We start from the raw sequence: 26,211 nt of genomic DNA on the forward strand, positions 1-26,211 counted from the left end.
GTTGGTGCGAAGTCAATCGAACCGCGAAGAAAAAGGGTGAGCGATGCGACGGTTGGCTTTCTATCTCGCGGGGGCGGCGCTGGCGAGTGGCGCGCTGCTCAATGCGGCGCCGGCGCGAAAGTCCGGTGACATGGGTGGAGCGCTGACGTTCACGCTCGATCCCGTCAGTCAGACGCTGCGCACCCTGTCGCCACGCGCCGAGCCGGCGTTCGACTTCGTTCCGAGCGGCAGGGCGACGGCGCGCAAGGGCGACGGCTTCAACCAGATCGGCGATCTCCACCTTCGCGTGCGCAGCGCTGGCGGCGAATGGCGCGACTTCTCCTCCGCGCAGCATCGCGTACCGGTTCGCGCGCTTGCCGCCACCGGCAACGTCATCGCGCGCGCCGACATCACCGCGACAATGGGCGGCGGCTTCCCGCTCACCGTCGAACGGACGTGGCTGCGCGACAAGGGCGCGCCGGTGCTCCGCTTCACGCTCGCCAACCGCGGCACCACCCCGGTTCAGATCGGCGCGCTCGGAATGCCGATGGTGTTCGACAACATCATCACCGACCGCTCGCTCGAACAGGCGCATGCGCAGGCAAGCTTCGTCGATCCCTATATCGGCAGCGACGCCGGCTATCTTCAGGTGACGCGCCTCAACGGCAAGGGGCCGGCGCTGCTGGTGCTGCCCGACGGGCGTACCCCGCTCGAACAATATCGCATCCTCGACGATGCGCGCCGCACGTCCGCGCCGCCGGTCTTCACCGATCGCACCCCGCGCCAGCAGACGTTCGAGGGCTTTTACGACTGGATGGTCTCGAGCAGCGCGATGGCCGACAAGGGCCAGCCGTGGAACCCCGCCACCGGCTTCACGCTCGCGCCCGGTGAGAAGCGCACGTTCGGCGTGCGGCTGGTCGCCGCGCCATCGATCCGCGCGATTGAGGCGACCTTGCAGGCCGAACGCCGCCCGGTCGCGGTCGGCATCCCCGGCTATGTCGTCCCCAACGACAGCCCCGCCGACCTGTTCGTCCGCGCGTCGCAGCCGGTGCGCGACGTCAAGGTCACGCCAGCCGATGCCCTCACGCTGACCAAGGTGGCGGGGCCGCAAGGCTGGAACCGCTGGCGCGTCACCGGCACCGGCTGGGGCCGCGCACGCGTCGCGATCACCTATGCCGACGGCAGCGTGCAGAGCGTCCATTATTACGTCACCAAGCCGCTGGCGCAGGTCGCCGCCGATCTCGGCCGGTTCAGCACCACCAGGCAATGGTTCGACGACGCCGGCGACCCGTTCAAGCGCGCGCCCTCGATCCTCACCTACGACCGCGAGGCGAACCACATCGTCACGCAGGACCAACGCGTGTGGATCGCGGGGATGAGCGACGAGGGCGGCGGCGGCGCCTGGGTCGCGGCGACGATGAAGCAGCTCGACAATCCCGATGCCGGTGAAGTCGCCAAGCTGGAGCGGATGGTCGACGAGACCGTGCTCCCCAAGTTGCAGTCCGCGGACGGCGGCGTGAAGAAGAGCCTGTTCTACTACGATCCCAAGACGTTCGGCTCTTACTATGACAAGGGCATCGACTGGTCGACCTGGGCGTCGTGGGACAAGAACCAGGCCGACGATCTCGGCCGCTCGTACAATTACCCGCACGTCGCGATCGGCCATTGGGTGCTGTACCGGCTCGCGCGGCATCACACCGGATTGGTGACGCGCCACGACTGGCGCTTCTATCTCGACCATGCGTACCGCACGACCGTCGCGATGATGCGCGACGCGCCGCATTATGCGCAGTTCGGGCAGATGGAAGGCGAGATCTTCCTCGAGATCCTCGCCGACCTGAAGCGCGAGGGGCTCACCGCGCAGGCGGATGAGGTCGAGGGGCTGATGAAGGCGCGCGCCGATCACTGGCGCACGCTCGCTTTCCCGTTCGGCAGCGAGATGGCATGGGATTCGACCGGCCAGCCGGAGGTCTATGCGTGGATGCGCTATTTCAACCACCCCAAGGAAGCGGCGGTCACGCGCGAGGTGATCCTCGGCTACGATCCTACGATCCCGCACTGGGGCTATAACGGCAATGCGCGCCGCTATTGGGACTTCCTGTACGGCGGCAAGGTGAAGCGGATCGAGCGGCAGATCCACCATTACGGCTCGGCGCTCAACGCGGTGCCGCTGTTCGACGCCTATCGCCGCGATCCGGCCGACCTCCACCTGCTGCGCGTCGCGTACGGCGGGTTGATGGGCGGGATCACCAACATCGACCGCGAGGGCTTCGCGTCGGCGGCGTTCCACTCCGAACCCGACATGATGCGCTGGGACGCCTACACCGGCGATTACGGCATGGGCTTTTTCGGCCATGCCTATGCCGCCGCGACCTATCTGGTGAAGGACGCGACGTTCGGCTGGCTCGGCTTCGGCGGCACGGTGCGCGAGGACGGTGCGGCGGTCGAGATCGTCCCCCACGACGGCGCGCGCACGCGATTGTTCGTTGCGCCCGCCGGGCAATGGATCACGCTGGCGGCAGGCACGATCGCGAAGGCGCACTGGGTGCCGGCGACGCATCGCATCGAACTGACGCTCGACCCGGCGACCCCGACTACGCCGGTCGCGCAATTGTCGGTCGAGGCACCGGCAGGCGGCGCGGCCTATGCGATCGGCAAGGGCACGGCCGAGCGCGGCTTCACCACGATCGCGCTGTCTCCGAGCGCAACCACCGTGACCCTCACGCCCCGCTAACCTTCAGCGTCGCCCCGGGCTGGACCCGGGGCCCCGCTTCTTTTTCTCGACCGACCAAGTAAAGCGGGATCCCGGATCAAGTCCGGGATGACGATGATGGAAGGCGCGCCGCCAACTGTCGTCATTGCGAGCGCAGCGAAGCAATCCAGAGCCGGATCAGGACGCCCTGGATTGCTTCGCCACGCTCGCAATGACGGACAATCACCGCGCCCCACCCAGCGCGCGCAGGAAGAAGTCATACTCCCGCCGCTGCCCGTAAGCGACCGGCCCGGTCGACCGCCCCACGGTATGTTCGCCGTTCGGCACCACCAGCAGTTCGAAGTCCTTGTCGGCGCGCACCAGCGCATCGACCACCTGCATCGTCGAGGCCGGATCGACGTTCGAGTCCTGCTCGCCGACCACCAGCAGCAACTTGCCCTGCAACTTGTCGGCGTGCACCACCCCCGACGCCGCCAGATAGCTCGCGTCGACCGGCCAGCCGAGCCATTGTTCATTCCAGTCGATCTTGTCCATGCGGTTATCGAAACATCCCGCGAACGCCACCCCGGCCTTGTAGAATTCCGGGTGGAACAAGAGCGCGTTGAGCGTGCTCTGCCCACCCGCCGACCCGCCATAGATGCCGACCCGCGACAGATCGACCGACGCGTCCTTCGCCGCCAGCGCCTTCATCCATGCGATGCGATCGGGAAAGCCGCTGTCGGCGAGGTTCTTCCACGCGACGTCATGGAACGCCTTCGAGCGGTTCGCCGTCCCCATCCCGTCGATCATCACGACGATGAAGCCGAGATCGGCGATCTGCTGCATCCCCATCGCCTTGTCGCCGCCGGAGAAAGCGCCGAACGGCCAATAGCCCTTTGGCACGAAGCTGTCGTGCGGCCCGGCGTAAATGTTCTCGATCACCGCATAATGTTTGGCCGGATCATAATCGCGCGGGCGCACCACCAGCCCGTAAATGTCGGTCGCACCGTCACGCCCCTTCGCCACGAACGGCTCGGGCGGTCGATAGCCGGCGGCAGCCAGCGCGCGCACGTCGCCGCGCTCCAGCGTCGCCAGCACCGTGCCCGTCACCGCGTCGCGCACGTCCGCGACCTCGGGCACATCGGTGCGCGAATGCACGTCGACGAACGTCCGCCCGTCCGGCGCGAAGCTCGCCTCGTGCGTCTCGTTGCCATCGGTCAGCCGGGTGAGGTTGCGGCCGTCGAAGTCAACGCGGAACCAGTGTTTGTGATACGGGTCCTCGCCCGGCGTCACCCCGCTCGCCGAGAACCAGATCCGCCGCTGCTCGTCGTCAACGTGCGCGATGTCGCGCACCACCCATTTACCGCGCGTGATCTGCCGCTTCACCCGCCCGGTCGCGGCGTCGATCAGGTACAGATGGCGCCACCCATCGCGCTCAGACGCCCAGATCAGCTCGCGGCCCTGATCGCCGACATCATGCGCATAGCGCCGCTCGTTGAAGATGAAGGTCTTGGCATCCTCGCGCACCGCTTCATGCGCCGCGCCGGTCTCGGCATCGACCGCGATGACGCCCGCGTGCTGGAAACCGCGCTGCATATAATCAAACGCAAAGCTGCGTCCGTCCTTGCGCCAGCTGATCGCGCCCAACTGCCACGGGTTCGGAAACAGCGCGTTCGACACATCGACACGCCGCCCGGTCTCCGCCTCGAAGAGCACCGGCCGCTCCTGATCGATCGCATCGCCGGGTTTGGGATAGAGCTGCTCGGCGAGCACCGGCTGCACCTCTCCCTTCGGCGACGACACCACGCGCGTCACGATCCGGCGGTAACCGGGCCGCACGCGATAGAGCGCCACCCACTTGCCGTCCGGCGACCAGCTGATCGTCTCGGGATCGTAGAAGTCGCCGGGGCTGCCGTCCTGGCTCCGCCATGCCTCCGCGCCGCCGCCCGCCGCCCGCAGCACGAGATTGTCGTCGATCACCAGCGCCTCGCGTGCGCCATCGGGCGAGCGGTGCGGCACATTACGCGCGGGCACTTTCAGGTCACGCACCACCCCGAACCCACGCGGCCGCGGCCCCTCGCCGCTGGCCGGCGCGCAGACATAGTCGGTCAGCGTGCACCGCCACGGCGCATAATCGATCGCAAAGTCGATCGCGCGCCGCTCGCCCGCGAACGCGAAATGCTCGAACGGCAGCCGCCGCGGATCGACCGTCTTCCTCAGCGCCTTGCCGAGCCCCTTCGCCACCGCCGCCGCGTCGAACGCGACCGTCTTGGCGCGTGTCGCGGCATCGACATCGACGAACGCGAACCCGCCCGCGACGGTCTTGCGATAATGGAAGTGCCGCCCGTCCGCATCCCATTCCGCCGGGAAGGCGATGTCGCGCGTGAGCCATTGCCACTGGTCGCGCAACGCGATCGACCGGGCGACCCGCGGATCGGTCTGCGCCAGCGCCGGGGTGGCGAGCAGCGCGAGCGTCAGCAACGCGCGCCTCATTGCGCCGCCCCCAGCGTGTAGGTCCATTCGAGCGGCGCGAGCGGCACGCGATATTTCATGTGCGGCCGCCCATCGAGGCTCCACCCGGTATCACCCCCCACCCCGCTCTGCGCGGCATCGATCAACAACGTGCCATCGCCATGCGCGCGAATTTCGCTGCTATGCGCCTTGGCGGGCAGCTTCTCCATCAGATCGGCATAGGGGAACGGCAGCGCGTTGATCGCCAGCGGCCGGTCGCCGCTGACCCGCACGCCCGCGCCATTCGCACCGGTCACGTCGAACCAGCGCACATCCTGCTTCGTCCCCGATTCCTGCGGTCGCGCGTAATCGTGGTACTGATCGGCCAACGCGCCGCGCCATTCGCCGACCAACGCCGCGGTCTTGCGATCGGCATAATTCTCCCACGGCCCGCGCCCGTACCAGTGCAGCCGGTCGAGCGTCGGCGTCATGTGGAACTGCACCCCCACACGCGGCGGGTCGGGCAGGTCGTCGCGGATCGGCACGAAGCGCACCGTCGCGCGCGCCTGTCCCTTCGTGTCCATCGTCCAGCGCGTCGTGACCTTCACCGATCCGACGCCCATGTCGTGCGTCACGACGATCGCGCCGCCATCGACCGCCAGCGCGTCGAGCCGCCGGTTGTTGCTGAACTGCTCCCACATCTTGTGCGTCTTGGTCACGCCGATGCCGACGTCGTTATCCGTAGGTGCGCGCCAGAAATCGGGCGCGCCGCCGGTCAATAACGTCGCCCCGCCGCGCGCATAGCGCTTCACCAGCCCGGTCGCCTTGTCGATCTCCAGCACCGCATCGCCCGCCGCCAGCCGCCACGCGTCGCCGCCATCGACCGGCGCGACGCTCCCGACCGGCGCGGCGAGCACACGCGGCGCCGACAGCGCGAATTGCTCATAGCCGACGACATGCCCCGCCTCGACCAGCGGGATCGCCCCCCTGGTCGCGCGCGCGCGCAGCACCAGCATCCGCTCCGCCCCGCCATCGCGTGCCGTCGGCAGCGCCAGCGACAGCGGCGCACGCGCGCCCGGCGCGACCTGCGGCATCGGCACCGAACCACGCGCCACCTCACGCCCGTCCTCCAGCACCGCATAGTCGAGCGTGAACCGCGACAAATCGATATGGTCGTGGCGGTTCACCACGACATAGCCCGCGCCGTCACGCTCGAACTGGATCGGCGCATAGACCTTCGCCAGCTCATAATATTCCGGGTCGGGCGTCCGGTCGGACTGGATCACGCCGTCGCCGACCGGGCTCTCGTCGCCATCCGGCACGAAGTCACGCCCCTGCGCCCAATAGTCGCGGCCCTGCGCATCCTTCTGGATGATCGTCTGATCCACCCAGTCCCACACGAACCCGCCCTGCAATTTCTTGTGCGCGTGGATGACGTCCCAATAATCCTGGAAGTTTCCGAGACTGTTGCCCATCGCATGCGCATATTCGCACAGGATCAGCGGCTGGGTGAACTCGGGCCGCTCGGCATAATCGACCAGTTTCTCGACGTCGTCGTACATCGGCGCGAAAATATCGACATAGGCATTGGTCGGGTGCCGCCACCCGCTCATGCTATAGCCGAGAAAATTGATCAGCCGCGTGTTGTCGCGCGCCCTCACCCATTTCGCCGCGGCCTCGAAGCTGCTGCCGATCCCGGTCTCGTTGCCCAGCGACCAGAAGATGATCGACGGATGGTTCTTGTCGCGCTCGACCATCCGCTCGACGCGATCGAGATGCGCGGCCTTCCACTCGGGCTTGTAGCCGAGCAGCGTGTGTTCGGGATCGCCGTTCTGCTGCGCCTCGGCCAGATAGCCGTGGCTCTCGATATTGGCCTCGTCCATCACATACAGGCCGATCTCGTCGGCCAGATCGTAGATGCGTGGGTCGTTGGGATAGTGTGACAGCCGCAGCGCGTTGACGTTCGCCGCCTTCATCAATTCCAGATCGCGGCGCAGCGTCGCGTCCGACACGACGTGGAAGGTATGCGGATCATGCTCGTGGCGGTTGACCCCGCGGATCGTGATCCGGCGTCCGTTGACGCGCACCTCGCCATCCTCGATCGCGACGGTGCGGAAACCGATCTTCCGCGCGGTCGCCTCGACCACCTTGCCCTTCGCATCGAGCAATTCGACCAGCAGGGTATAGAGTTCCGGTGTCTCGGCGCTCCACGCGCGCACCGCCGGAATGCTCCCCTCCAGCCGCGCGTTGCGCTCTGCGTCCGGCGCGCCCTCGCGCTTGAACAGCACGCGCCCGCGATCCAGCACGGTCGCGCGCACCCGCACCGCCGCCGCCCCGCCGCCGACCGCGACGTTCAGCGCGAGCGTGCCGTCGCGATAGTCATTGGCCAGCCCCGCGCGTACGTCGAGGTCGCGCAGGTGCGTCGCGGGGGCGGCATAGAGCGTCACGCTGCGCTCGATGCCGTTGACCCGCCAGAAATCCTGATCTTCGAGATAGCTGCCGTCGGCGTAGCGATAGAGTTCGATCGCGACGGTGTTGCGTCCCGGGTGCATCGCCTTGGTAACGTCGAATTCGGCGGGCAGCTTGGAATCCTCCGAATAGCCGACCCGCTCACCGTTCACGAACAGATAGTAAGCCGCGCCCGCCGCGCCGACCGTCAACAACAGCCGCCGCCCCGCGAACTGCGCCGGCACCACCACCTCGCGCCGGTAAGAGCCGACCTCGTTCAGCTTGTGATCGATCCACGGCTGGTTGCGCGGGAACGGATAGCCCGCGCCGATAAACACCGGCGTCCCCTGTCCCTCGGCCTGCAGGATGCCGGGCACCGCCACCTTGCCCCATTTGCTGACGTCATAATCGGGCTTCTCAAACCCAATCGGTCGCGCCTCCGGGGTCGGCGAGTGATGGAACGACCATTGCCCGTCGAGCGACAGATGATAGCGCGAGCGCGCCGGATCGTCGCGCAACGCCGCCGCCTTGCTCTCGAACCCGGCAAAGGTCGCGTGCATCGGCTCGGCGCCGGTGCGGATCACCTCGGGCCGCTCCCACTCGGCAGGCGCCGGCGTCGGCGGCGATGCGCCCTGGGCAGTCGCCTGCGCGACCGCCAGCGTTGACACCAGCACGGCAAGTGCGACCCGACCCGTCATCGTCTTTTCTCCCACGACGACGGCCGACGCGAGCGCGCGCCGGCCGTTCCTTCCCCTCGCCTTCCTCAGAACTCGGCGGACAGGCCGACGAAGAAGCTGCGCCCGGCGACGTCGTACACGCCGGGATAGGTGTTGCCATTGCCGAATAGCGCCAGAACGCCCTGCGCGATCGCAGGTGGGTCACGATCCAGCAGGTTGTTGACGCCGGCGCGCAGCGTCAGCGCCTTGGTCACGCTCGCGGTCGCGGCGAGATCGAAGTAATTGGCGACCGGCAGGCGGGAGTTGATGACATAGGTGGCGCTGCCCGGGAATTGCGCCTTGTCGTTGAACGACACCTTCGTCGGACCGATGTAGCGCCAGTTGAGCGAGATCGAGCCCTTGTCGTCCGGCGACGTCCAGGTGAAGCGCGCCTGATGCCGCCACTCGGGGCTCGGCTGACCGCAGGTGCCACCGAACAGCCCCTTGCAATCGTAGGAGGCCAGCCCCGGCAGCGGCTCGGTGCTCAGATCGCGCAGCCACGTGCCGACCAAGCTGCTGCTCAGCGCGCCGATTGCGGTGCGGAACGTGTAATCGGCGGTGAAGTCGATGCCGCTGGTCGCCAGCGACCCGGTGTTCTGCGTCGTCGACAGGACATAGCCCGCCGTGTTTGCATCACCCGAGAACAACACGCCGTTGCGCGGGTTACGGTTGAACAGCGAGCAGAAGAACGGATTGCCGGTGCCGATGCACTGATCGATCGTCAACTGCATCGGGATCGCGTTGATGTAGTTCTTCACCTTGATGTTGTAATAATCGACCGAGAGCGTCAGCCCCTTTATGAAAGTCGGGGTCAGCACCGCGCCGGCGGTATAGGTATCCGCCTGCTCGGGCTTCAGCGCCGGATTGCCGCCGAAGAAGCCGGTGCACTGCTCGCTCGGGCATTCCGGGATGCGGCCATATTGCGCCGCCGTCACGCCGGTGAGCGCGCATTGCGCGGCAGTCGCGGTCGGCGTCTTGCCGGCGCACGGATCCTGGGTGCCGACGTTGCCCGGATATTGCGCCGAATACAGTTCGGAGATGTTGGGCGCACGGATCGCGCGATTGTAGCCGCCGCGAAGCCGCAGGTCGCGCGTCGGCGCCCAGGCGATCTCGCCCTTGTAGGTCGAGATCCCCTTGCCGGTGGTGCTGTACTTGGAGAAGCGATAGCCGCCGGTCAGCGACAGTTCCTCGAAGAACGGGCGGTTCTCGACCAGCGGCACGCGAATTTCGGTGAAGCCTTCGGTGACGTCGAACGCGCCCGCAATTTCCTTGGTGCCCTTGGCCAGCGCCAGCGCATCGGCCCTGAACTCGAGGCTTTCGCGGCGATGCTCGACGCCGACCACCACGCCGACGCCGGTATCGGCCCACGGCAGCTTCGCGCCATATTCACCGCCGTCGAAGGTGACCGTGCCCGACAGCACCGTCTCCTTGTCCAGTCCCTCGGTGCTGGTCGGCGCATAGATATACCCGAGCGCCGCCGCGGTCGGTCCGCCGTACTGGAAGACGTTGAGCGGAACGCAGCTCGGATCCGACTTGTCGATCACCGACTGGCAGGTCGGAACGCCGTTGACCAGGCCGACCTTCAGCGCCCGGTTGGCGCGCGCCGGATCGATGTCGTTCTGATAGGTCTCGTTGAAGATCACCGTCGAGAACAAGGCGTTCGCATCATAGCGAATGCCCTTGGCGATCTCGCCGCGCACACCGCCGGTCACGCGATAGTCGGTGTGGCGCAGATCGTCGCGCCGCGGCTGCGCGGGTGCGGCCACCGGGCGATAGCCGATGTACGTGTCCTGCACCGTGCTCGTCCCCGCGTTTGCGCCGCAGAGCAGGCTGGCCTGTTGCGCGCTCATCAGCGGATTGTCGCAATTCACCGAATAGCCATAGCCATAGAACAGCGCCGATGGCGCGACCTGCGAATTGGTGCGGTCGTCCATGAACATGAAGCTGCCGTACAGCTCGACGGCGGAGGTCACTTCGTATTTCGCGAACGCGCCGGCGGTGAACCGGGTGTCGTTGCGCTGGAAATAGTTCAGCGGCGCGTAATTGTAGCGGAAGCTGTTGTCATACGGCACCCACGTCTTCTGGCCGTCCTTGGTGTTGTTGAAGTCGCCGGCGCCGTCGCGCTGCGGCGTGAAGCGGCCGTATTCGTTGTTCGACGAGCCACCGCACACCAGCGCCGTGCGCGTGTCGTTCGGGTCGAGCGCGCAGGCGGAGACGTCGCGGCTGGACTGGAGGATCGGCTTGACGTCGCGATAGCCGAAATAGGCGGTCACGTTGCCGCGATTGTCGGCGAAATTCGCGCCCATCGCGATGTTCGCGTCGAAGCGCTGCCCGTCGACCGGCGTGTCGAGCGCGCGGCTGAAGCCCGCACCCGCGACGCGGTCACGGTTGGTGGCATTGTCGTTATGGTGCGCCGAAAAACCGTATTGGACATTGCCCAGCACGCCGTTCAGATCGTCGCGCAGCACGAAGTTGATGACGCCCGACACCGCGTCCGATCCGTACACCGCCGATGCGCCGCCGGTGACGACGTCGATGCGCTTGACCATGAACGCCGGGATGAAGTTGAGATCGGTCGCCTGGATCGGCAACAGACGCTGCCCGTTGACGAGCGTCAGGTTCCGGTTGGCGCCGAGATTGCGCAGATTGACCGTGGCGGTACCGTTTGATCCGTTGGAAACGTTCTCGTTCGCGTCCGGCGTGATCTGCGGCAGGCGGTTGAGCACGCTCTCGACGTTGGTCGCACCCTGCAGCCGGATCTCGCCCGCGTCGACCGTGGTGATCGGGCTGTTGCTCATCACGCCGGGCTGCGCGAGTCGCGTGCCGGTCACGACCACGCCCTCGCCTTCGACATCACCCTGCGGATCGGCCGCGGCCGACGCCTGACCACCGGCTGCCACCTGCGCCGCCGCCGGCAACGCCCCGCCGAACACCAGTGCGCCCATCGCGGCGGACGCCAGCCACCTCTTCGCTCCAACCATGTCTACCCCCTTCTTCTCGCTTGTTTGATACCGCGATCATACAGGGGCAGGTGCGTACATCAAATATATTATACGAAACTATGCAGCAAAACTGACTCTTTTTCATGTCGTTACGGAGCCGTATTGCTCTTTGAACGGGCAGCGTGCCTAAAGGTCAATCACCAGCCGGCGCACATCAGCCGAGATCGGTGATAACGGCACCAGTGCGAAACTCACGCCGCAGGTCGAGCACCGTCTGCTCGATGTGCGCATACATGCGCTCGCGCACCACCGCGGTGTCGCGCGACAGCCAGCTTTCCAGCAATTGCGCATGTTCGTCGTTGGCGCGCTGGTCGCGACCAAGCGGTTCGAGATGCTTGCGCACGTAACGCTCGCCCAGCACGTGCAGCCGCTCCAGCATCGTCGTCGTGATCGGCTGGCGTGACGGGCGCAGCAGCGCGAGGTGGAAGGCGCGGTTGAACGCGCCGACGCCGTCGCCATGCGCGTTGGTCGCCTCGTCGAGCTGCGCCAGCGTCTGCATCGCCACCGCGCGTTCCTGCTCGCTGGCGTTGGCCGCGGCCTGCGCCGCCAGCTCGGGTTCCAGCTTGAGGCGCAGCGCGTAGACTTCCTCGGCCTCCGCGATCGTCAGCTCGCGAACGAAATAGCCGCGATTGGCGCGCGAGCGGACCAGACCTTCCTGCTCCAGCCGCGTCAGCGCCTCGCGCAACGGGATCTTGCTGACCCCCAGTTCGGCGGCGAGCGCATCCTGCCGGATCGCGCGATCAACCTCGACCTGGCCCGCGAGAATGCGGTCGCGGACAAGGTCGACGAGTTGCTCGGAAAGATTGCGGACGATGATGCCGGTCATGAAAAGCCCCAACCGGCAGAGATATACCGGTAAATCACTTAACCAGCGCGTCACGCCGCGCGCAATGGCTCCGGCCGGCCTGCCCCGCATTGCAACACAAAATCATGGTTGATGGCGGGGTGGCGCGACAGGCGCCGGCCCATCGCTATCCGAACCGCGCGAGATCGAAGGGCGCGAGATCATAGGCCGGCGTTTCGTCGTGCAGCAACGCCGCCAGCGCCTCGCCGCTCGTCGCCGACAGCGTCAGCCCGAGGTGCTGGTGCCCGAAGGCATAGGCGACCGCACCACGCCGGCCGATCGCGGGCAGATAGTCGGGCAGCGTCGGGCGCGCGCCCATCCACGGCGTGACCGGCTCGTGCAACGGCAGGCCCAGCGCCGCGACATGCGCGCGCAGCCGCGCCCATTTGCGCGGGTCGGCGGGGGTCTCGACCGCGGCGAATTCGACGATGCTAGCCGCGCGCAACCGCCCGGCGAAGCGCGTCACGATCATCGCGCGGTCCTCAAACACCACCGGCGGCTGATCGGCGGGCCAGTCGCCCGGATCGCCCTCGATATGATAGCCGCGCTCGGCGATCAGCGGCGCGCGCAAGCCCAGCGGCGCGACCAGCGGCGCGGAGGCGGCACCGGCGGCGATCACGACCACGTCTGCCGCCCGGCTGCTTCCTTCGTCCAGCGTCACCGTCGCTTGCGCCGCCTCGACGGCGATCGCGCGCACCCGCCCGACGACCCGCTCGCCGCCGCCGGCGGCAAAGCATCCGGTCAGCGCCGCGCCGAGCGCCGCGGTGTCGGTGATCTGGCCGCTGCCCGCGAAGCGTATCGCTCCCGCGATTGGCACCTCGGTCAGCGCACGCAGCTCCGCCAGTTCCTCGCCGGTGGCGTTGCGCACCGTCGCAGTGCCGGTGTCCGCCGCCAGCCATGCCGCGCGCCCGCGCGCCGCGCTGGCCGGCGTCTCCCATACGACATAATGACCGTCGACGCGCAGCAGTTCGGAAGCGCCCGCCGCCGCCAGCACCTGCTGCCACGCCGGAATCGCGGTGGCGAGCATCGCCGACAAGGCCGTTTTGCCGCGCGCGAACCGCGCGGGCGTACTGGCGCGCAGCAGCCGCAGCGTGAACGGCAGCCAGCGTCCCACCGCCCGCGCCGGCAGCGCCAGCGCCCCGCCGCGCGAGAACAGCCGCCGGGGCACGCTCGCGATCGTCGCCAGCGAGGCCAGCGGCTCGACCTGCTCGACCGCGATATGCCCGGCATTGCCCCATGACGCGCCACGCCACGGCGCGTCGGGGGCGACGATCGTCACCTGCGTCCCGCGCTTCTGCAAGGCGAGCGCGACGTTGAGCGCCACCACGCCATCGCCGACGACGATCGCCGAGCGGATCATGCCGCGGCCCGCACCAGGCTGCGCGCGCGGCCGTAGCCGAGATAGAAGACCACGCCGAGCACGTTCCATAGCGCGAACCGCACCAGCGTGTGCGTCGGCAGGCTGACCAGCAGATAGATGCAGCCGAGGATCGCCAGCGTCCCGACCAGCATCGGCGCCGGGCAGCGGAACACGCGCTTCAGCTCGGGCGCACGCTTGCGCAGCACCATCATGCACGCCGCCACCGCGATGAACGCCAGCAGCGTGCCCGCGTTCGCCAGCTCGGCGATCTCGTCGAGCCGGAAGAACCCCGCCACGGCGGCGACGAACACGCCGGTCACCATCGTCACCAGCGCGGGCGAACCGGTGCGTGCCGATACGCGGCTCAGCGCGCGGGGCAACAGCCCGTCGCGCGACATGACGAAGAAGATCCGGCTCTGCCCGTACATCATCACGAGGATCACCGAGGGCAGCGCGATCAGCGCCGCCAGCCCGATCGCCCAGGCCGCGAACGGATGCTGGAGCGTGCGCAGCACATAAGCGAGCGGCTCGGCCGACTTGCCCAAGTCGATATAGCTCACCGCGCCGATCGCCGCGACCGCGACGCCCATGTAGATCAGCGTACACGCCGCCATCGAGCCGATGATCCCGATCGTCAGGTCGCGCCCCGGATTGCGCGCCTCCTCGGCCGAGGTCGCGACCGCGTCGAAGCCGTAGAAAGCGAAGAAGACGATCGCCGCCGCCGCCATGACCCCGCGCGTCGCGCCATTCTCGACATGACTGCCGAAGCCATAAGGCATGAACGGCTCGAAATTGCTTCCCGAAAAGGCCGGCAGCGCGACCGCGACGAACACCGCCAGCGCGACCATCTTGATCGCGACCAGCACGATGTTGAACGTCGCGCTCTCCCTGGTGCCCGCGACCAGCATCCCCGCGATCCCGAGCGCGACCAGCACCGCCGGCAAATTGACGATCCCCCCGCCATGCGGTCCCGACAGCAATGCGGCGGGCAGATGCACGCCCGCGCTCTGCAACCAGCCGACCAGATAGGCGGACCAGCCGACCGCCACCGTCGAGCAGGCCAGCGAATATTCGAGGATCAGGCTCCACCCGACGATCCACGCGATGCTCTCGCCGATCACGGAATAGGTATAGGTATAGGCGCTGCCCGCGGTCGGGATCAGCGTCGCCATTTCGGCATAGGCGAGCGCGGCGCACGCACAGACCGCACCGGCGATCGCGAACGACAGGATCACCGCCGGCCCGGCGCGATCCGCGCCCACGCCGGTCAGCGTGTAGATGCCGGTGCCGACGATCGCGCCGATCCCCAGCGCGATCAGATGCGGCCAGCTCAATGTCTTGCGCAGCTTGCGCTCCGGATCGGCTTCCCGCGCGTCGAGCGGCTTCAGCGGCCCCAACAATCCTCGTGCCAAATGCCTCTCCCTTTTTGTCGTTTACTCCGCCGTCATTGCGAGCGCAGCGAAGCAATCCAGAGCGTCACGCGCCGGGCCCTCGATTGCTTCGCTGCGCTCGCAATGACGGACAGGCCGGTCACACCACCGTAAACCCGCTCCAGAACGGATCCTCGCGATCGATCCAGATCGTGTTGAACCCGGTCGCGATCGCCGAGCCCTCGATCGACGGCACGATCGCCGGCTGCTCGCCGATCCTCGTCTCCGCCTCGACGCGTCCGATGAAGCGGCTGCCGATATAGCTTTCGTGCACGAAGCGGTCGCCGACCTCCAGCCGCCCGGTCGCCGCGAGATGCGCAAGCCGCGCCGAGGTGCCGGTGCCGCACGGGCTGCGATCGATCGCGCGCTCGCCGTAGAACACCGCATTCCGCCCGTCCGCGCCCTCGCCCTTCGGCTGGTCGGCCCACAGCACATGACTGACCCCGCGGATCGTCGGCTCAAGCGGATGGACCGGCTCATAAACGGCACGCACCAGTTCGCGGATCGTCCGGCTCAGCTCGACGATCCGCGCCGCGCCGAGATCGTCGAGCCCGGTATATGCACCCTGCGGCTCGATGATCGCGTAGTAATTGCCGCCATATGCGACGTCGATCGACAGCGGCCCGAACCCCGGCACGTCGATCCGCAGCCCCTGCGTTGCCAGATAGGCGGGCACGTTGCGGATCTTCACCGAGCGGACGCGATTGCCCTCGGCCACATACTCGATGTCGATCACCCCGGCGGGCACCTCGACGCGCAGCCGGCCCGGCTCGCGCGGGGTGATCAGGCCGTTCTCCAGCCCGAAGGTAATCATCCCGATCGTCCCGTGCCCGCACATCGGCAGGCACCCGGAGGTTTCGATGAACAGGATCGCCGCATCCGCATCGCCGCACGGCGGGTACAGGAATCCGCCCGACATCATGTCGTGCCCGCGCGGCTCGAAGCACAATCCGGTGCGGATCCAGTCGAACCGCGCCAGAAAGTCCTGCCGCCGCTCCGCCATGCTGGCACCCCGCAGCAGCGGGGCGCCCCCGGCCACCAGGCGGACGGGATTGCCCGCCGTGTGGCCGTCGATGCAGAAGAAGGTGTGGCGCATCAGGCCGCGACCGCTTCCTTCAGGACCGGCCGCGTCGCCGCGCACTTCTCGACCATCGCGATCACCTCGGCGCGGCGGGCGCCTTCCAGCGGCAGACGCGGCAGACGCACGCGCTCCGACCCGCGGCCCATGATCTCTTCGGCCAGCTTGATCGACTGGACCAGATCATGCTCGGCATCGAGGTGGAGCAGCGGCATGAACCAGCGATAGATGCGCCGCGCCTCTTCCCAGTCGCCGCGATCGACCGCCGCGATCAGCGCCACCGATTCCTGCGGGAAGGCGCTGGTCAGCCCCGAGACCCAGCCGCTCGCGCCGAGCAACATGCCCTCCAGCGCGACGTCGTCGAGCCCGGCCATCACGATATAACGGTCGCCGAAACGATTGATGACGTCGGTGAAGCGGCGCGGATCGGGCGCGCTTTCCTTGACCGCGACGATGTTCTTGACCGGCTCGAGCAGCTCGAGCGTGTTGAAGTCGACCGACACGCGATACGCGGGCGGGTTGTTGTAGAGCATGATCGGCAGCCCGGTCGCCTCGGCGACGGTGCGGAAATGCGTCGCCAGCTCGTTGGGCGTCGGCACATAGACCATCGCGGGCAGCAGCATCAGCGCGTCGACGCCGATGTCCTCGACCTCCTTCGCGAACGCCGCGGCGCGCCGCGTCGTGAATTCGGACACGCCGCACACCAGGGGCACGCGCCCGCCGACCGCCTCGACGCCCGCACGCAGCACCGCATGCTTCTCGTCGACGTCCAGCGAATTGTTCTCGCCGCAGGTGCCGAGCAGGATCAGCCCGTCGACGCCATCCTCGACCAGCGCCACCAACCCGCGCTGCGTCGCGTCGATGTCCACCGAACCGTCAGCCGCGAACTGCGTCGTTGCCGCAGGGTAGACGCCCGTCCACATGCTCGAACCAGAAACCACATCATCCTCCTGAATAACAAGGTTCGTATACGATATAAGGTCGAGTTCACCAAGCTATTTATCGAGGGGGAGCGCAAAGGTGCGCGCAAGACCATGGTACAGTTTCTCACGGCATATGAACTGGCTGGCGCCATCGGCGACGAAGGCGGTGGCGAACATCGGCAGCATCAGCCCGCGGCTGCCGGTCGTCTCGGCCAGGATGATCACCGCCGTCAATGGCGCGCGGACCACCCCGGTGAAATAGCCGACCATGCCGAGGATCACGACCGCCGACGCCGGCGAATCGGCGAAGATCGGCCGCAACAGATTGCCGATCCCCGCCCCGACCGCCAGCGATGGCGCGAAGATCCCGCCGGGCAGCCCGGCGACCGCGGTCGCCAGCGTCGCCACCAGCTTGGCCGGCCCGAACCACAGCGGCGCATCGACCCCGCCGATCATCGCGCGCGCCGCGCTATAGCCGGTGCCCCAGGTCAGCCCGGTGCCGCATCCCAACACCGCGACCACCAAGCCGCAGCAGACCGCGAACCAGATCGGGCGGCGCTTGCTCCACGCCGCCAGCGGATGCACCCCGTTGGCGAGCGCCAGCATCGCCCGCGCGAACGCGCCCCCGGCCAAGCCGCCGACCAGCCCGGCGACGCCCGCGACGATCAGCGCCGAGCCGATCGGCATGTGCGCGCGGACCATGCCGAAATAGAGGTAGTCGCCCTGCACCGACTGCGCGACCATGCCCGCGATCACGATCGCGCCGACCACCAGCAACGTGACCTTCTGCTCATATGCCGACGCGAGTTCCTCGATCGCGAACAGCAGCCCGGCCAGCGGTGTGTTGAACGCCGCCGCGACCCCGGCCGCGCCGCCCGCGATCAGCGCCCCGGCGCGCAGCGGCACGCGCAAGATGCGATGCGTCAGCCCCATCACCGCCGCGGCGATCTGCACCGTCGGCCCCTCGCGCCCGACCGACGCCCCCGCCAGCACCGCGACCAGCGTCAGCGCCGCCTTGCCGATCACCGTCGGCACCGACACCAGCGAGCGCGTCGCCCGCTCGGGATCGGCCTGCGCCGCCATCACCTGCGGTATTCCCGAGCCGCGCGCGAGCGGCACGAAGCGCCGGGTGAGCCAGACCAGCGCGCCGAAGGTCAGCGGGGTCGTGACCAGCGGCACCCAGCGGTTTCGTCGCGCCAGCCCGGCGAACAACTCGCCGCACGCATCCGCCGCCAGCGCGAAGACGGTCGCGGCCAGCCCGATCGCCACCGCCCCGGCGAGGAGTGCCAGTCGCGCGCGCAGCCGGCGCGCGCGCGGCCGCTGCGAGCGGAGCAACGCCCGCATCCGCGCCCGCGTCCAGCCGAACGGCCCGTAGCGCAATGAAGATTGCTCGGTCATACCGACGCCTTACACGCGCGCGGCGCGGAAAGGCCAGCATAGAGCCGCAGCGTTCGTGCTCGCCGCGAAGTGCGTGAAGCGGCCCACTCACCGCCTACGGCGAAGCGTCAACGGTGAACAGACACCCCGAGCCGACACCCCGCGCTTGACCCCGCGCTCCGCTTCTTCTGCTTCGTCATTGCGAGCGAAGCGGAGCAATCTAGGGCATCCTGATCCGGCGCTGGATTGCTCCGCTTCGCTCGCGATCACGGCTCACCAAATCACCCGGGTCGCCTACATCTCCCCGCGCGCGTGGCGGATCGCATACCATTTCTTCACATTGGCATTATGCTCGGCCAGCGTGTCGGCGAAGACATGGCCGCCGCTGCCGTCCGCGACGAAATACAGCGCCTCCGTCTGCGCCGGATCGAGCACCGCATCGATCGACAGCCGCCCCGGATTGGCGATCGGCCCGACCGGCAGTCCCGGCGAGGCATAGGTATTGTACCCGTTCTTCGCGCGCAGCTCCGACTGGCGGATCCGCCGCCCGAGCGGCCGCCCTTTGGTGATCGGGTAGATGACGGTCGGATCGGCCTGCAACGGCATCCCGAGCCGCAGCCGGTTGCCATAGACCGCGGCGACCGTCCGCCGCTCCTCGGGCTTGGCGGTTTCCTTCTCCACGATCGAGGCAAGGATGATCGCCTGCGCGGGCGTCGTGACCACCGCGCCCGGCTTGCGCGTCTTCCACGCCGCGGCGAGATATTTCGTCATCGCCGCCTGCATCCGCGCCAGCACGGCCGCGCGCGACTCCCCACGCTCGAATGCATAACCGTCCGGCAGCACCGACCCCTCGGCGGGCACCTTGACGTCGCCGGTCAGCGTCTCGGCCTTCAGCAGTGCGTCGCGCACCATCACCGACGGCAGCCCTTCGGGCACCACCACCAGCCGCTGCACCGCCTTGCCGCCTTGCAAAATCGCGAGCACCTGCGCCGCGCTGGCGTGCTCGGGGAAGGCATATTCGCCGGCCTTGATCGGCGCGCCCGACCCGAAGATCCGCGCCTGCACGCGGAAGCGCCGCGCCGAGCCGATCACCCCGGCCTTCTCCAGCGTCCGCGCCGCCGCGGCGAGGCTCGATCCCTCGGCGATCTCGACATTGGCGGCGCGCGGCAACGGCCCCGCGCCCTTCCAGCCGTATCCGACCCAGAAGCCGGCCGCGATCAGCAGCAGGCCGGCGACAAAAGCGAAGCAGCCGAGCCTGCGCATGGGTCGAGCCTCAGAGCGCCTTCATCACCAGCGAAGCGTTGGTGCCGCCGAAGCCGAACGAATTGTTCAGCACCGCGCGCACCGGCCGCTTCCTGGCATGATGCGGGACGAGATCGACGCCCTCGGTGCCCTCGTCGGGATTGTCGAGGTTGAGCGTCGGCGGCACGATCTGGTCGCGCAGCGCGAGGATGCAGAAGATGCTCTCCACCGCGCCCGCGCCGCCCAGCAGATGCCCGATCGCCGACTTGGTGCTCGACATCGACGCGCCCGAAAGATCGTCGCCGAACACGCGCTTTGCCGCCGCCAGCTCGATCGTGTCGGCCATCGTCGAGGTGCCGTGCGCGTTGATATAGTCGATGTCGGCCGGGGTCATCCCCGCCTTGCGCAGCGCCATGCGCATCGCCAGCTCCGCGCCCTTGCCCTCCGGATGCGGCGCGGTGACGTGATAGGCGTCGCCCGACAGACCGTAACCGACTACCTCGGCATAGATCTTCGCGCCGCGCGCCTTGGCGTGCTCATATTCCTCGAGCACGATCACCCCCGCGCCCTCGCCCATCACGAAGCCGTCACGGTCCTTGTCATAGGGGCGGCTGGCCTGTTCGGGGCGGTCGTTCATGCTGCAGTTGAGCGCGCGCGCCTGCGCGAAGCCCGCCACGCCGAGCGGATTGACCGTGCTCTCCGCACCGCCCGCCAGCATGATGTCGGCGTCGTCGTCGCGGATCATCCGCGCCGCGTCGCCGATCGAATGCGCACCGGTCGAACAGGCGGTGACGACCGCATGATTCGGCCCCATCAAGCCGTACTTGATCGAAACCTGCCCCGAAATCAGGTTGATGAGCCGCCCGTGGACGAAATGCGGACTCACGCGGCCCGGACCGCGCTCGTGCAGGTTGATCGACTCGATCTCGATCCCCGGCAAGCCGCCGATCCCCGAGCCGATCGACACGCCCGCGCGCATCCGCATTTCCTCGTCCATCTCGGTCAGCCCGGCGTCTTCCAGCGCCTGCCCCGCGGCGTCGATGCCATAGACGATGAACGGGTCGACCTGCCGCTGGACCTTGTGGTCGACGCGCTTGTCGGGATCGAAGCCATATTCATGGTCCTTCGGCTTCACCTCGCACGCGATCAGGCATTTCTGCCCGGTGGTGTCGAAGCGCGTGATCGGACCCGCGCCCGATTTCCCGGCGATCAGGTTCGCCCAGGCGGTTTCCACATCCGCCCCGAGCGGGGTGACGAGACCAAGTCCGGTGACGACGACGCGACGCATAGGCTTCCCTTCTTCCCGCCCCTTGCGCCTCTCCCACGCATCCGGCGGTCTTCATAAACGAAACGGCTCCCCATCCTCTAGCGAAGGACGGGAAGCCGCTCAAATCTGTTCGACGACCGGGCGTCGGCAGGGGCGCATCGCCCCGCCACCCGGCGCATCAGGGCCTTAGCCCTTGTGCTCGTCGATATAGGTGATCGCGTCCTTGACGGTCGAGATCTTCTCGGCGGCGTCGTCCGGGATTTCCACCCCGAATTCCTCCTCGAACGCCATGACCAGCTCGACGATGTCGAGGCTGTCCGCGCCCAGATCGTCGATGAAGCTCGCGTCCTCGGTCACCTTGTCGGCTTCGACGCCGAGATGCTCGACGACGATCTTCTTCACGCGGTCGGCGGTCTCGCTCATAACTTTCCCTCTTTCGATTTGGGGGGGTGATTTAAATTTCCTGAACGCAGGTAGAGCCCGTTAACCCGCCTGACAAGTCCGCGTGTGCGGTGCCGGCCGAGCGGATGGCTCAAACCATCGCCATCCCGCCGTTGACGTGGATGGTCTGCCCGGTGACGTAGCCGGCCTCCCTAGACGCCAGATACACGACCGCGGCGGCGATGTCCTCGCCCGTCCCCAGATCGCCCGCCGGGATGCGCGCCGTCAACTGCGTTTTCTGCGCCTCGGGCAGCCCGTCGGTCATCGCCGAGCGGATGAAGCCGGGCGCGACGCAATTAACGGTGATGTTGCGGCTCGCCAGTTCCTGCGCCAGCGCCTTGGACATGCCGACCAGCCCGGCCTTCGACGCGGCATAATTCGCCTGCCCCGGATTGCCGGTCTGGCCGACGACCGACGTGATCGAGATGACGCGGCCGAAGCGTTGCTTCATCATCGGCTTGGCCGCGGCGCGGATCAACCGGAACGCCGCTTCGAGATTGACGCGGATCACCTGATCCCATTCGTCGTCCTTCATCCGCATCGCCAGATTGTCGCGCGTCACGCCGGCATTGTTGACGAGCACGTCGATCCGCCCGCCCAGTGCCGCCACCGCCTGCGGCACCAGCGCGTCGACCGCGGCGGCATCCGACAGGTCGCACGGGACGGCGACATGCCCCTCCCCGCCCAGCTCGCCGAGAAACGCCTCCAGCTTGGCGACGTTCGATCCCGACACCGCCAGCCGCGCGCCCTGCGCCGCGAGCCCCCTGGCGATCGCCGAGCCGATCCCCCCCGATGCGCCGGTGACCAATGCGGTCATGCCTGACAGGTCGAACATCTCTGATCCTTCACAATGACGCGCCCGCTTTATCGCCTCGCCGCCGCCCGACAAGTCCCGCAACGGGCAAGTGCGTGCGACGGCGCGCTGGAAGTCCGGCGATTATCTGCCTAATCCAGCGCGATCGTCCGCGGGGGACACTGACAGGGGAACACGGCGGGTGACGCTGAAACCAGCCGGCGACGCACTCGCCGACGACATGCCGCATGCCGACGACCGGCCGCACCGCCGCCATCGCGGGATCGACGGCTGGCGCGCGATCGCCGCCGGTTTCGTGGTCTTCTCGCACGCCGTCAACTTCCGCTTTCCCGACATGCCCGGCGCGGCCATGCATCTGGTGCAGCGCGTCTCGGGGCCGCTGGCGCAGATCGGGGTGCAGCTCTTCTTCGTCATTAGCGGGTTCATCATCACCTCGCTGATGCTGCGCGAACAGGCGAAGCGCGGCCGCGTCAGCATCGCCGCTTTCTACGCCCGGCGCTTCTGCCGCATCCTGCCGCCGCTGCTGGCCTATTTCGCGGTGGTCGGCCTTCTGTCCGCCGTCGGCGCGCTCACGTTACCCGCCGCCAGCTTCGCCAGCGCGGCGACCTTCACCTGCAACATCGGCTTCGTCGATTGCGACTGGTGGGTGGCGCATACCTGGTCGCTGGCGGTCGAGGAGCAATTCTATCTGGCCTGGCCGCTGCTGATCGCGCTCGCCGCGCCGCGCTGGCGCGTGCCGCTGCTGATCGCGGCACTGGTCGGCTGCACGATCGGCATCGCGCGGGCGCCTTATGTCTTTCACAGCAATTTCACGTCGTTTGGCTGCATCGCCGCCGGGGCGCTCTATGCGCTCAGCCCGGCGGTGCGGCACGCCTGCCAGCGCGCCACCTTCACGCCGCTGTGGCTGGCGGCGGTCGCGCTGCTGGTGCTCGGCCCGCTGACCCGGCTGGAGGCGGTGGCGACCGTCGCGCTGCCGTTCCTCGTCACCTATGTCATCTTCGCGGGCAATGCGCTGCGCTGGGTGCGCGTGATCCTGGAATGGCGCGTCCTGCAGATCGTCGGGGCGGGGTCGTACAGCCTCTATCTGTGGCAGCAGCTCTTCCTCGCGCCGGCCGCGCATTATCCGCGCGCGCCTTTCCCGCTCGTGCTGCTGCCGGTGGTCGTGCTGCTCTCGGTCTGGCTGGTCGAGCGCCCGTTCATCCGCCTCGGCCGCCGCCTGTCGCGGCGGTTCGAGGGCGCGCCCGCCTGACGCCTGATCCGGCAAAGCCGGATCAGCGGCGGCAGCGGCCCGCTTCCCACCCGACCTTCCATTCAGGACAAGCTTCGGGAGGTCGGTTGGGGGAGCGGGCCGGCCCCGCTTCCACGTAAATGGATCAAATTGTCGCGCCTGCCCTCACAGCCGCTTCAGCAGTGCCTCGACATCGTCCATCGACACCACGCTGACCGCCTCCGCATCCGGCGCGATGCGCTTGACCATCGGCGCCAGCACCTTCCCGCCGAACTCGACGAACTCGGTTACGCCGGCCTCGACCATCGCCAGCACCGACTCGCGCCACCGCACGCGCCCCGTCACCTGCTCGACCAGCAGGCGCCGGATCGCCCCCGGATCGGCGACGGCGACCGCATCGACGTTGGCGAACACCGGCACCAGCGGCGCGCGCAGATCGGCCGCGGCCAGCGCGTCTTCCATCACCCGCGCCGCATCTTCCATCAACGCGCAGTGGAACGGCGCCGACACCGGGAGCAACACCGCGCGCTTCGCGCCCATTTCCTTGGCCAGCGCGACCGCGCGCTCGACCGCGACGCGATGCCCGGAGATCACCACCTGCGACGGATCATTGTCGTTGGCGACGGTGCAGACCAACGTCTCGCCGGTTTCGGTCACGAGCAGGTCGACCGCCGCGCCGGCGATCGCCTGCGCCTTCTCGACGTCCGCCCCCAGCAGCGCCGCCATCGCGCCCTCGCCGACTGGCACCGCCGCCTGCATCGCACGCCCGCGCGTCTTGAGCAGCCGCGCGGTGGTACCGAGATCGAACGTCTCCGCCGCGCACAGGGCACTATATTCCCCCAGCGAATGCCCGGCCACGTAGTCGGCCTTCTCGGCCAGCCGGACGTTGCCCTCGCGCGTCAGCACGCGCAGCGTCGCGATCGCATTGGCCATGATCGCGGGTTGCGCATTCTCGGTCAGCGTCAGCTCGTCGGCCGGGCCTTCGGCCATCAGCCGACGCAGATTCTGCCCCAGCGCCTCGTCGACCTCGCCGAACACCTCGCGCGCGACCGCCGAAGCGTCGGCCAGCGCCGCGCCCATGCCGACCGCCTGGCTGCCCTGACCGGGAAAGATGAACGCGCGCATGAAGGCCTCCGTGAAAATTGCCCGCGCTGCTAGGCCGCGTGCGCGCTTCCGGTCAACTACTGGCGATTGGGCGCGCTTTCTGGCATAAGGATGCCACAAGGTCGAAATGTTTAATCCAACGCGCGATCGTCTCAACATTCGCAACATTCGCGCGTCAACATTCGGTTGCGCCGGACGCGATTTGGCGTCATAGCGCGGCGGCGTCGGGCGGAAGGGACTCACCCTTGCCGCCCTTTGCCATTGGAACGACAGCCGGAGGGGCGTTGCGCATGGGGCGCACGTCAGCGATCGGCCAACATGAAGGTACATGCATGGCTCTGTACGAGCATGTGTTCCTTGCGCGCCAGGATCTGGCACAGGCGCAGGTGGACACGCTGGCGGAAACCGCCACCAAGATCGTCGAGGAACGTGGCGGCAAGGTCGTCAAGGCCGAGACTTGGGGCCTGCGCTCGCTCGCCTATCGCATCGCGAAGAACCGCAAGGCGCACTACGTGATGCTCGAGATCGACGCACCGGGCGACACCGTCGCCGAGCTGGAGCGTCAGACCAGCATCAACGAGGACGTGATCCGCTACATGACCGTCCGCGTCGACGGCCATGAAGAGGGCCCGACCGTGATGATGCGCAAGCAGGAGCGCGACCGTGAGCGCCGCAGCGACCGCGAAGGCGGCCGTGGCGAGCGTGGTGACCGCGGCGGCGATCGTGGCGATCGTGGCCCCCGTCGTGACCGTGAAGAGGAGGCCGCATAATGGCGCGTCCGTTTTTCCGCCGCCGCAAGTCGTGCCCGTTCAGCGCCAAGGATGCGCCCCGGATCGACTATAAGGACGTCCGTCTGCTCCAGGGCTTCGTGTCCGAGCGTGGCAAGATCGTCCCGTCGCGCATCACCTCGGTGAGCGCCAAGAAGCAGCGCGAGCTGGCGCAGGCGATCAAGCGCGCCCGCCACCTGGGCCTGCTGCCCTACGTCGTGAAGTAAGGAGAAGAGCAGATGGATATCATCCTGCTTGAGCGCGTCGAGAAGCTCGGCGGCATCGGCGACGTGGTGAAGGTCAAGGACGGGTTCGCCCGTAACTACCTCCTCCCGAACAAGAAGGCGCTGCGCGCCAACGAAGCCAACCGCAAGGTGTTCGAGGCGAACCGCGCGCGTATCGAGAGCGAGAACGCCAACCGTCGCGGCGAGGCCGAGAAGGAAGCCGGCTCGTTCAAGGACGCGCAGATCACGCTGATCCGCCAGTCGTCGAACACCGGCCAGCTGTACGGTTCGGTCGCGGTGCGCGATCTGGTCGAGGCGCTGGTGGCCGATGGTCACAAGGTGACCAAGAGCCAGGTGGTGCTGGATCGTCCGATCAAGTCGATCGGCCTGTACGACGTCAAGGTGCAGCTGCACCCGGAAGTCGTCGTGAACGTCAAGGTCAACGTCGCGCGCTCGCCCGAAGAGGCCGAGATGCAGACGGCCGGCGTCGACGTCATGCAGCAGGTCTTCGAGGAAGGCCGCGATCAGGGCGGCTTCACCGAGGATTACGATCCGAATGCCGAGCCGGGCGCGACCGCCGAGGTTCAGTCGGACGACGCGCAGGGCTGATCGGCCCCACGCATCGCCTGCACGAAGAAAGGCCCGCCCGGATCGCTCCGGGCGGGCCTTTCCTTTTGCGGCACCGCCACTTCGGGGGGGGGGGGGGGGGGGGGGGGGGGGGGGGGGCGGGGGGGGGGCGGGGGGGGGGGGGGGGGGGGGGGGGGGGGGGCGGGGGGGGGGGGGGGGGGGGGGGGGGGGGCGGGGGCGGGGGGGGGGGCGCGGGG

At 68.0% G+C, this 26,211-nt stretch carries 19 protein-coding genes; 5 read left to right on the top strand and 14 right to left on the bottom strand.

Translation table 11 applies throughout. From position 1 onward, the window contains the following. Positions 1 to 43: 43 nt before the first annotated feature. Positions 44 to 2,713 (top strand): DUF5695 domain-containing protein, encoded by a 2,670-nt coding sequence (locus FHS97_RS16710; RefSeq protein ID WP_184040774.1) that lies wholly within the window; start codon positions 44 to 46, stop codon positions 2,711 to 2,713. Between the two features lie 201 nt (positions 2,714 to 2,914). On the opposite strand, the gene FHS97_RS16715 is transcribed toward FHS97_RS16710, so the two are convergent. The 13 genes from FHS97_RS16715 to fabG form a co-directional block, all read right to left on the bottom strand. Further along, positions 2,915 to 5,164 (bottom strand): S9 family peptidase, encoded by a 2,250-nt coding sequence (locus tag FHS97_RS16715; RefSeq protein ID WP_184040776.1) that lies wholly within the window; start codon positions 5,162 to 5,164, stop codon positions 2,915 to 2,917. Continuing rightward, a complete protein-coding gene (locus tag FHS97_RS16720; RefSeq protein WP_184040778.1) occupies positions 5,161 to 8,268 on the bottom strand; it encodes a glycoside hydrolase family 2 TIM barrel-domain containing protein in 3,108 nt (1,035 codons plus the stop codon). The genes FHS97_RS16715 and FHS97_RS16720 overlap by 4 nt, the downstream gene beginning before the upstream one ends. A 65-nt stretch (positions 8,269 to 8,333) precedes the next feature. Beyond that, a complete protein-coding gene (locus FHS97_RS16725; protein ID WP_184040780.1) occupies positions 8,334 to 11,267 on the bottom strand; it encodes a TonB-dependent receptor domain-containing protein in 2,934 nt (977 codons plus the stop codon). Positions 11,268 to 11,442: 175 nt separating this feature from the next. After that, complete coding sequence (locus FHS97_RS16730; protein WP_184040782.1) at positions 11,443 to 12,114, bottom strand: GntR family transcriptional regulator; 672 nt, start codon at positions 12,112 to 12,114, stop codon at positions 11,443 to 11,445. 145 nt (positions 12,115 to 12,259) lie between these two features. Then, positions 12,260 to 13,492, bottom strand: coding sequence for an NAD(P)/FAD-dependent oxidoreductase (locus tag FHS97_RS16735; protein ID WP_184040784.1), 1,233 nt, complete (start codon positions 13,490 to 13,492; stop codon positions 12,260 to 12,262). Next, positions 13,489 to 14,904 carry an amino acid permease gene (locus FHS97_RS16740; protein WP_184040787.1) on the bottom strand — a complete coding sequence of 472 codons (1,416 nt, stop codon included), beginning with the start codon at positions 14,902 to 14,904 and terminating at the stop codon, positions 13,489 to 13,491. The genes FHS97_RS16735 and FHS97_RS16740 overlap by 4 nt, the downstream gene beginning before the upstream one ends. 118 nt (positions 14,905 to 15,022) lie before the next feature. Next, positions 15,023 to 16,018 carry a 4-hydroxyproline epimerase gene (locus FHS97_RS16745; RefSeq protein ID WP_184040790.1) on the bottom strand — a complete coding sequence of 332 codons (996 nt, stop codon included), beginning with the start codon at positions 16,016 to 16,018 and terminating at the stop codon, positions 15,023 to 15,025. Continuing rightward, a complete protein-coding gene (locus FHS97_RS16750) occupies positions 16,018 to 16,923 on the bottom strand; it encodes a dihydrodipicolinate synthase family protein (protein ID WP_184040822.1) in 906 nt (301 codons plus the stop codon). The genes FHS97_RS16745 and FHS97_RS16750 overlap by 1 nt, the downstream gene beginning before the upstream one ends. Before the next feature lie 72 nt (positions 16,924 to 16,995). Then, positions 16,996 to 18,321: a chloride channel protein gene (locus tag FHS97_RS16755; RefSeq protein WP_184040793.1), complete on the bottom strand. Its 1,326-nt coding sequence runs from the start codon at positions 18,319 to 18,321 to the stop codon at positions 16,996 to 16,998. A gap of 273 nt (positions 18,322 to 18,594) precedes the next feature. Then, positions 18,595 to 19,563: an endolytic transglycosylase MltG gene (gene mltG, locus FHS97_RS16760; RefSeq protein ID WP_184040796.1), complete on the bottom strand. Its 969-nt coding sequence runs from the start codon at positions 19,561 to 19,563 to the stop codon at positions 18,595 to 18,597. A gap of 10 nt (positions 19,564 to 19,573) precedes the next feature. Next, positions 19,574 to 20,830, bottom strand: coding sequence for a beta-ketoacyl-ACP synthase II (gene fabF / locus FHS97_RS16765; protein WP_184040798.1), 1,257 nt, complete (start codon positions 20,828 to 20,830; stop codon positions 19,574 to 19,576). Between the two features lie 165 nt (positions 20,831 to 20,995). Continuing rightward, positions 20,996 to 21,232, bottom strand: coding sequence for an acyl carrier protein (locus FHS97_RS16770; protein ID WP_028056834.1), 237 nt, complete (start codon positions 21,230 to 21,232; stop codon positions 20,996 to 20,998). 109 nt (positions 21,233 to 21,341) lie between these two features. Beyond that, positions 21,342 to 22,085, bottom strand: a complete 744-nt coding sequence (gene fabG / locus FHS97_RS16775) for a 3-oxoacyl-[acyl-carrier-protein] reductase (protein ID WP_184040801.1) — start codon at positions 22,083 to 22,085, stop codon at positions 21,342 to 21,344. 160 nt (positions 22,086 to 22,245) lie between these two features. Here fabG and FHS97_RS16780 point away from each other — a divergent pair, with 160 nt between their 5' ends. Next, a complete protein-coding gene (locus FHS97_RS16780) occupies positions 22,246 to 23,313 on the top strand; it encodes an acyltransferase family protein (RefSeq protein ID WP_184040804.1) in 1,068 nt (355 codons plus the stop codon). A gap of 144 nt (positions 23,314 to 23,457) precedes the next feature. Here FHS97_RS16780 and fabD read toward each other — a convergent pair whose 3' ends face one another. Beyond that, entirely contained in the window at positions 23,458 to 24,417 is a 960-nt protein-coding gene (gene fabD / locus FHS97_RS16785) for an ACP S-malonyltransferase (RefSeq protein WP_184040807.1), read from the bottom strand. Positions 24,418 to 24,728: 311 nt separating this feature from the next. Between fabD and rpsF the strand changes: the two genes are divergently transcribed. The 3 genes from rpsF to rplI are packed head-to-tail and all read left to right on the top strand — an operon-like array spanning position 24,729 to position 25,996. Continuing rightward, positions 24,729 to 25,166: a 30S ribosomal protein S6 gene (gene rpsF, locus FHS97_RS16790; protein ID WP_184040810.1), complete on the top strand. Its 438-nt coding sequence runs from the start codon at positions 24,729 to 24,731 to the stop codon at positions 25,164 to 25,166. Next, complete coding sequence (gene rpsR, locus FHS97_RS16795) at positions 25,166 to 25,390, top strand: 30S ribosomal protein S18 (protein WP_007403456.1); 225 nt, start codon at positions 25,166 to 25,168, stop codon at positions 25,388 to 25,390. The genes rpsF and rpsR overlap by 1 nt, the downstream gene beginning before the upstream one ends. 12 nt (positions 25,391 to 25,402) lie before the next feature. Beyond that, positions 25,403 to 25,996 (top strand): 50S ribosomal protein L9, encoded by a 594-nt coding sequence (gene rplI / locus FHS97_RS16800; RefSeq protein ID WP_184040813.1) that lies wholly within the window; start codon positions 25,403 to 25,405, stop codon positions 25,994 to 25,996. The last annotated feature ends 215 nt before the right edge of the window (positions 25,997 to 26,211 follow it).

Origin of the sequence: Sphingomonas endophytica (assembly GCF_014199415.1) — a bacterium.
Taxonomy (GTDB): Bacteria; Pseudomonadota; Alphaproteobacteria; order Sphingomonadales; family Sphingomonadaceae; genus Sphingomonas; species Sphingomonas endophytica.

Excerpts from the sequence above, each read along its gene's own strand:
- FHS97_RS16710 (WP_184040774.1), top strand. The coding sequence starts at position 44 with ATGCGACGGTTGGCTTTCTATCTCGCGGGGGCGGCGCTGGCGAGTGGC.
- FHS97_RS16715 (WP_184040776.1), bottom strand. The coding sequence starts at position 5,164 with ATGAGGCGCGCGTTGCTGACGCTCGCGCTGCTCGCCACCCCGGCGCTG.
- FHS97_RS16720 (WP_184040778.1), bottom strand. The coding sequence starts at position 8,268 with ATGACGGGTCGGGTCGCACTTGCCGTGCTGGTGTCAACGCTGGCGGTC.
- FHS97_RS16725 (WP_184040780.1), bottom strand. The coding sequence starts at position 11,267 with ATGGTTGGAGCGAAGAGGTGGCTGGCGTCCGCCGCGATGGGCGCACTG.
- FHS97_RS16730 (WP_184040782.1), bottom strand. The coding sequence starts at position 12,114 with ATGACCGGCATCATCGTCCGCAATCTTTCCGAGCAACTCGTCGACCTT.
- FHS97_RS16735 (WP_184040784.1), bottom strand. The coding sequence starts at position 13,492 with ATGATCCGCTCGGCGATCGTCGTCGGCGATGGCGTGGTGGCGCTCAAC.
- FHS97_RS16745 (WP_184040790.1), bottom strand. The coding sequence starts at position 16,018 with ATGCGCCACACCTTCTTCTGCATCGACGGCCACACGGCGGGCAATCCC.
- FHS97_RS16750 (WP_184040822.1), bottom strand. The coding sequence starts at position 16,923 with ATGTGGACGGGCGTCTACCCTGCGGCAACGACGCAGTTCGCGGCTGAC.
- FHS97_RS16755 (WP_184040793.1), bottom strand. The coding sequence starts at position 18,321 with ATGACCGAGCAATCTTCATTGCGCTACGGGCCGTTCGGCTGGACGCGG.
- mltG (WP_184040796.1), bottom strand. The coding sequence starts at position 19,563 with ATGCGCAGGCTCGGCTGCTTCGCTTTTGTCGCCGGCCTGCTGCTGATC.
- fabF (WP_184040798.1), bottom strand. The coding sequence starts at position 20,830 with ATGCGTCGCGTCGTCGTCACCGGACTTGGTCTCGTCACCCCGCTCGGG.
- FHS97_RS16770 (WP_028056834.1), bottom strand. The coding sequence starts at position 21,232 with ATGAGCGAGACCGCCGACCGCGTGAAGAAGATCGTCGTCGAGCATCTC.
- fabG (WP_184040801.1), bottom strand. The coding sequence starts at position 22,085 with ATGTTCGACCTGTCAGGCATGACCGCATTGGTCACCGGCGCATCGGGG.
- fabD (WP_184040807.1), bottom strand. The coding sequence starts at position 24,417 with ATGCGCGCGTTCATCTTTCCCGGTCAGGGCAGCCAGGCGGTCGGCATG.
- rpsF (WP_184040810.1), top strand. The coding sequence starts at position 24,729 with ATGGCTCTGTACGAGCATGTGTTCCTTGCGCGCCAGGATCTGGCACAG.
- rpsR (WP_007403456.1), top strand. The coding sequence starts at position 25,166 with ATGGCGCGTCCGTTTTTCCGCCGCCGCAAGTCGTGCCCGTTCAGCGCC.
- rplI (WP_184040813.1), top strand. The coding sequence starts at position 25,403 with ATGGATATCATCCTGCTTGAGCGCGTCGAGAAGCTCGGCGGCATCGGC.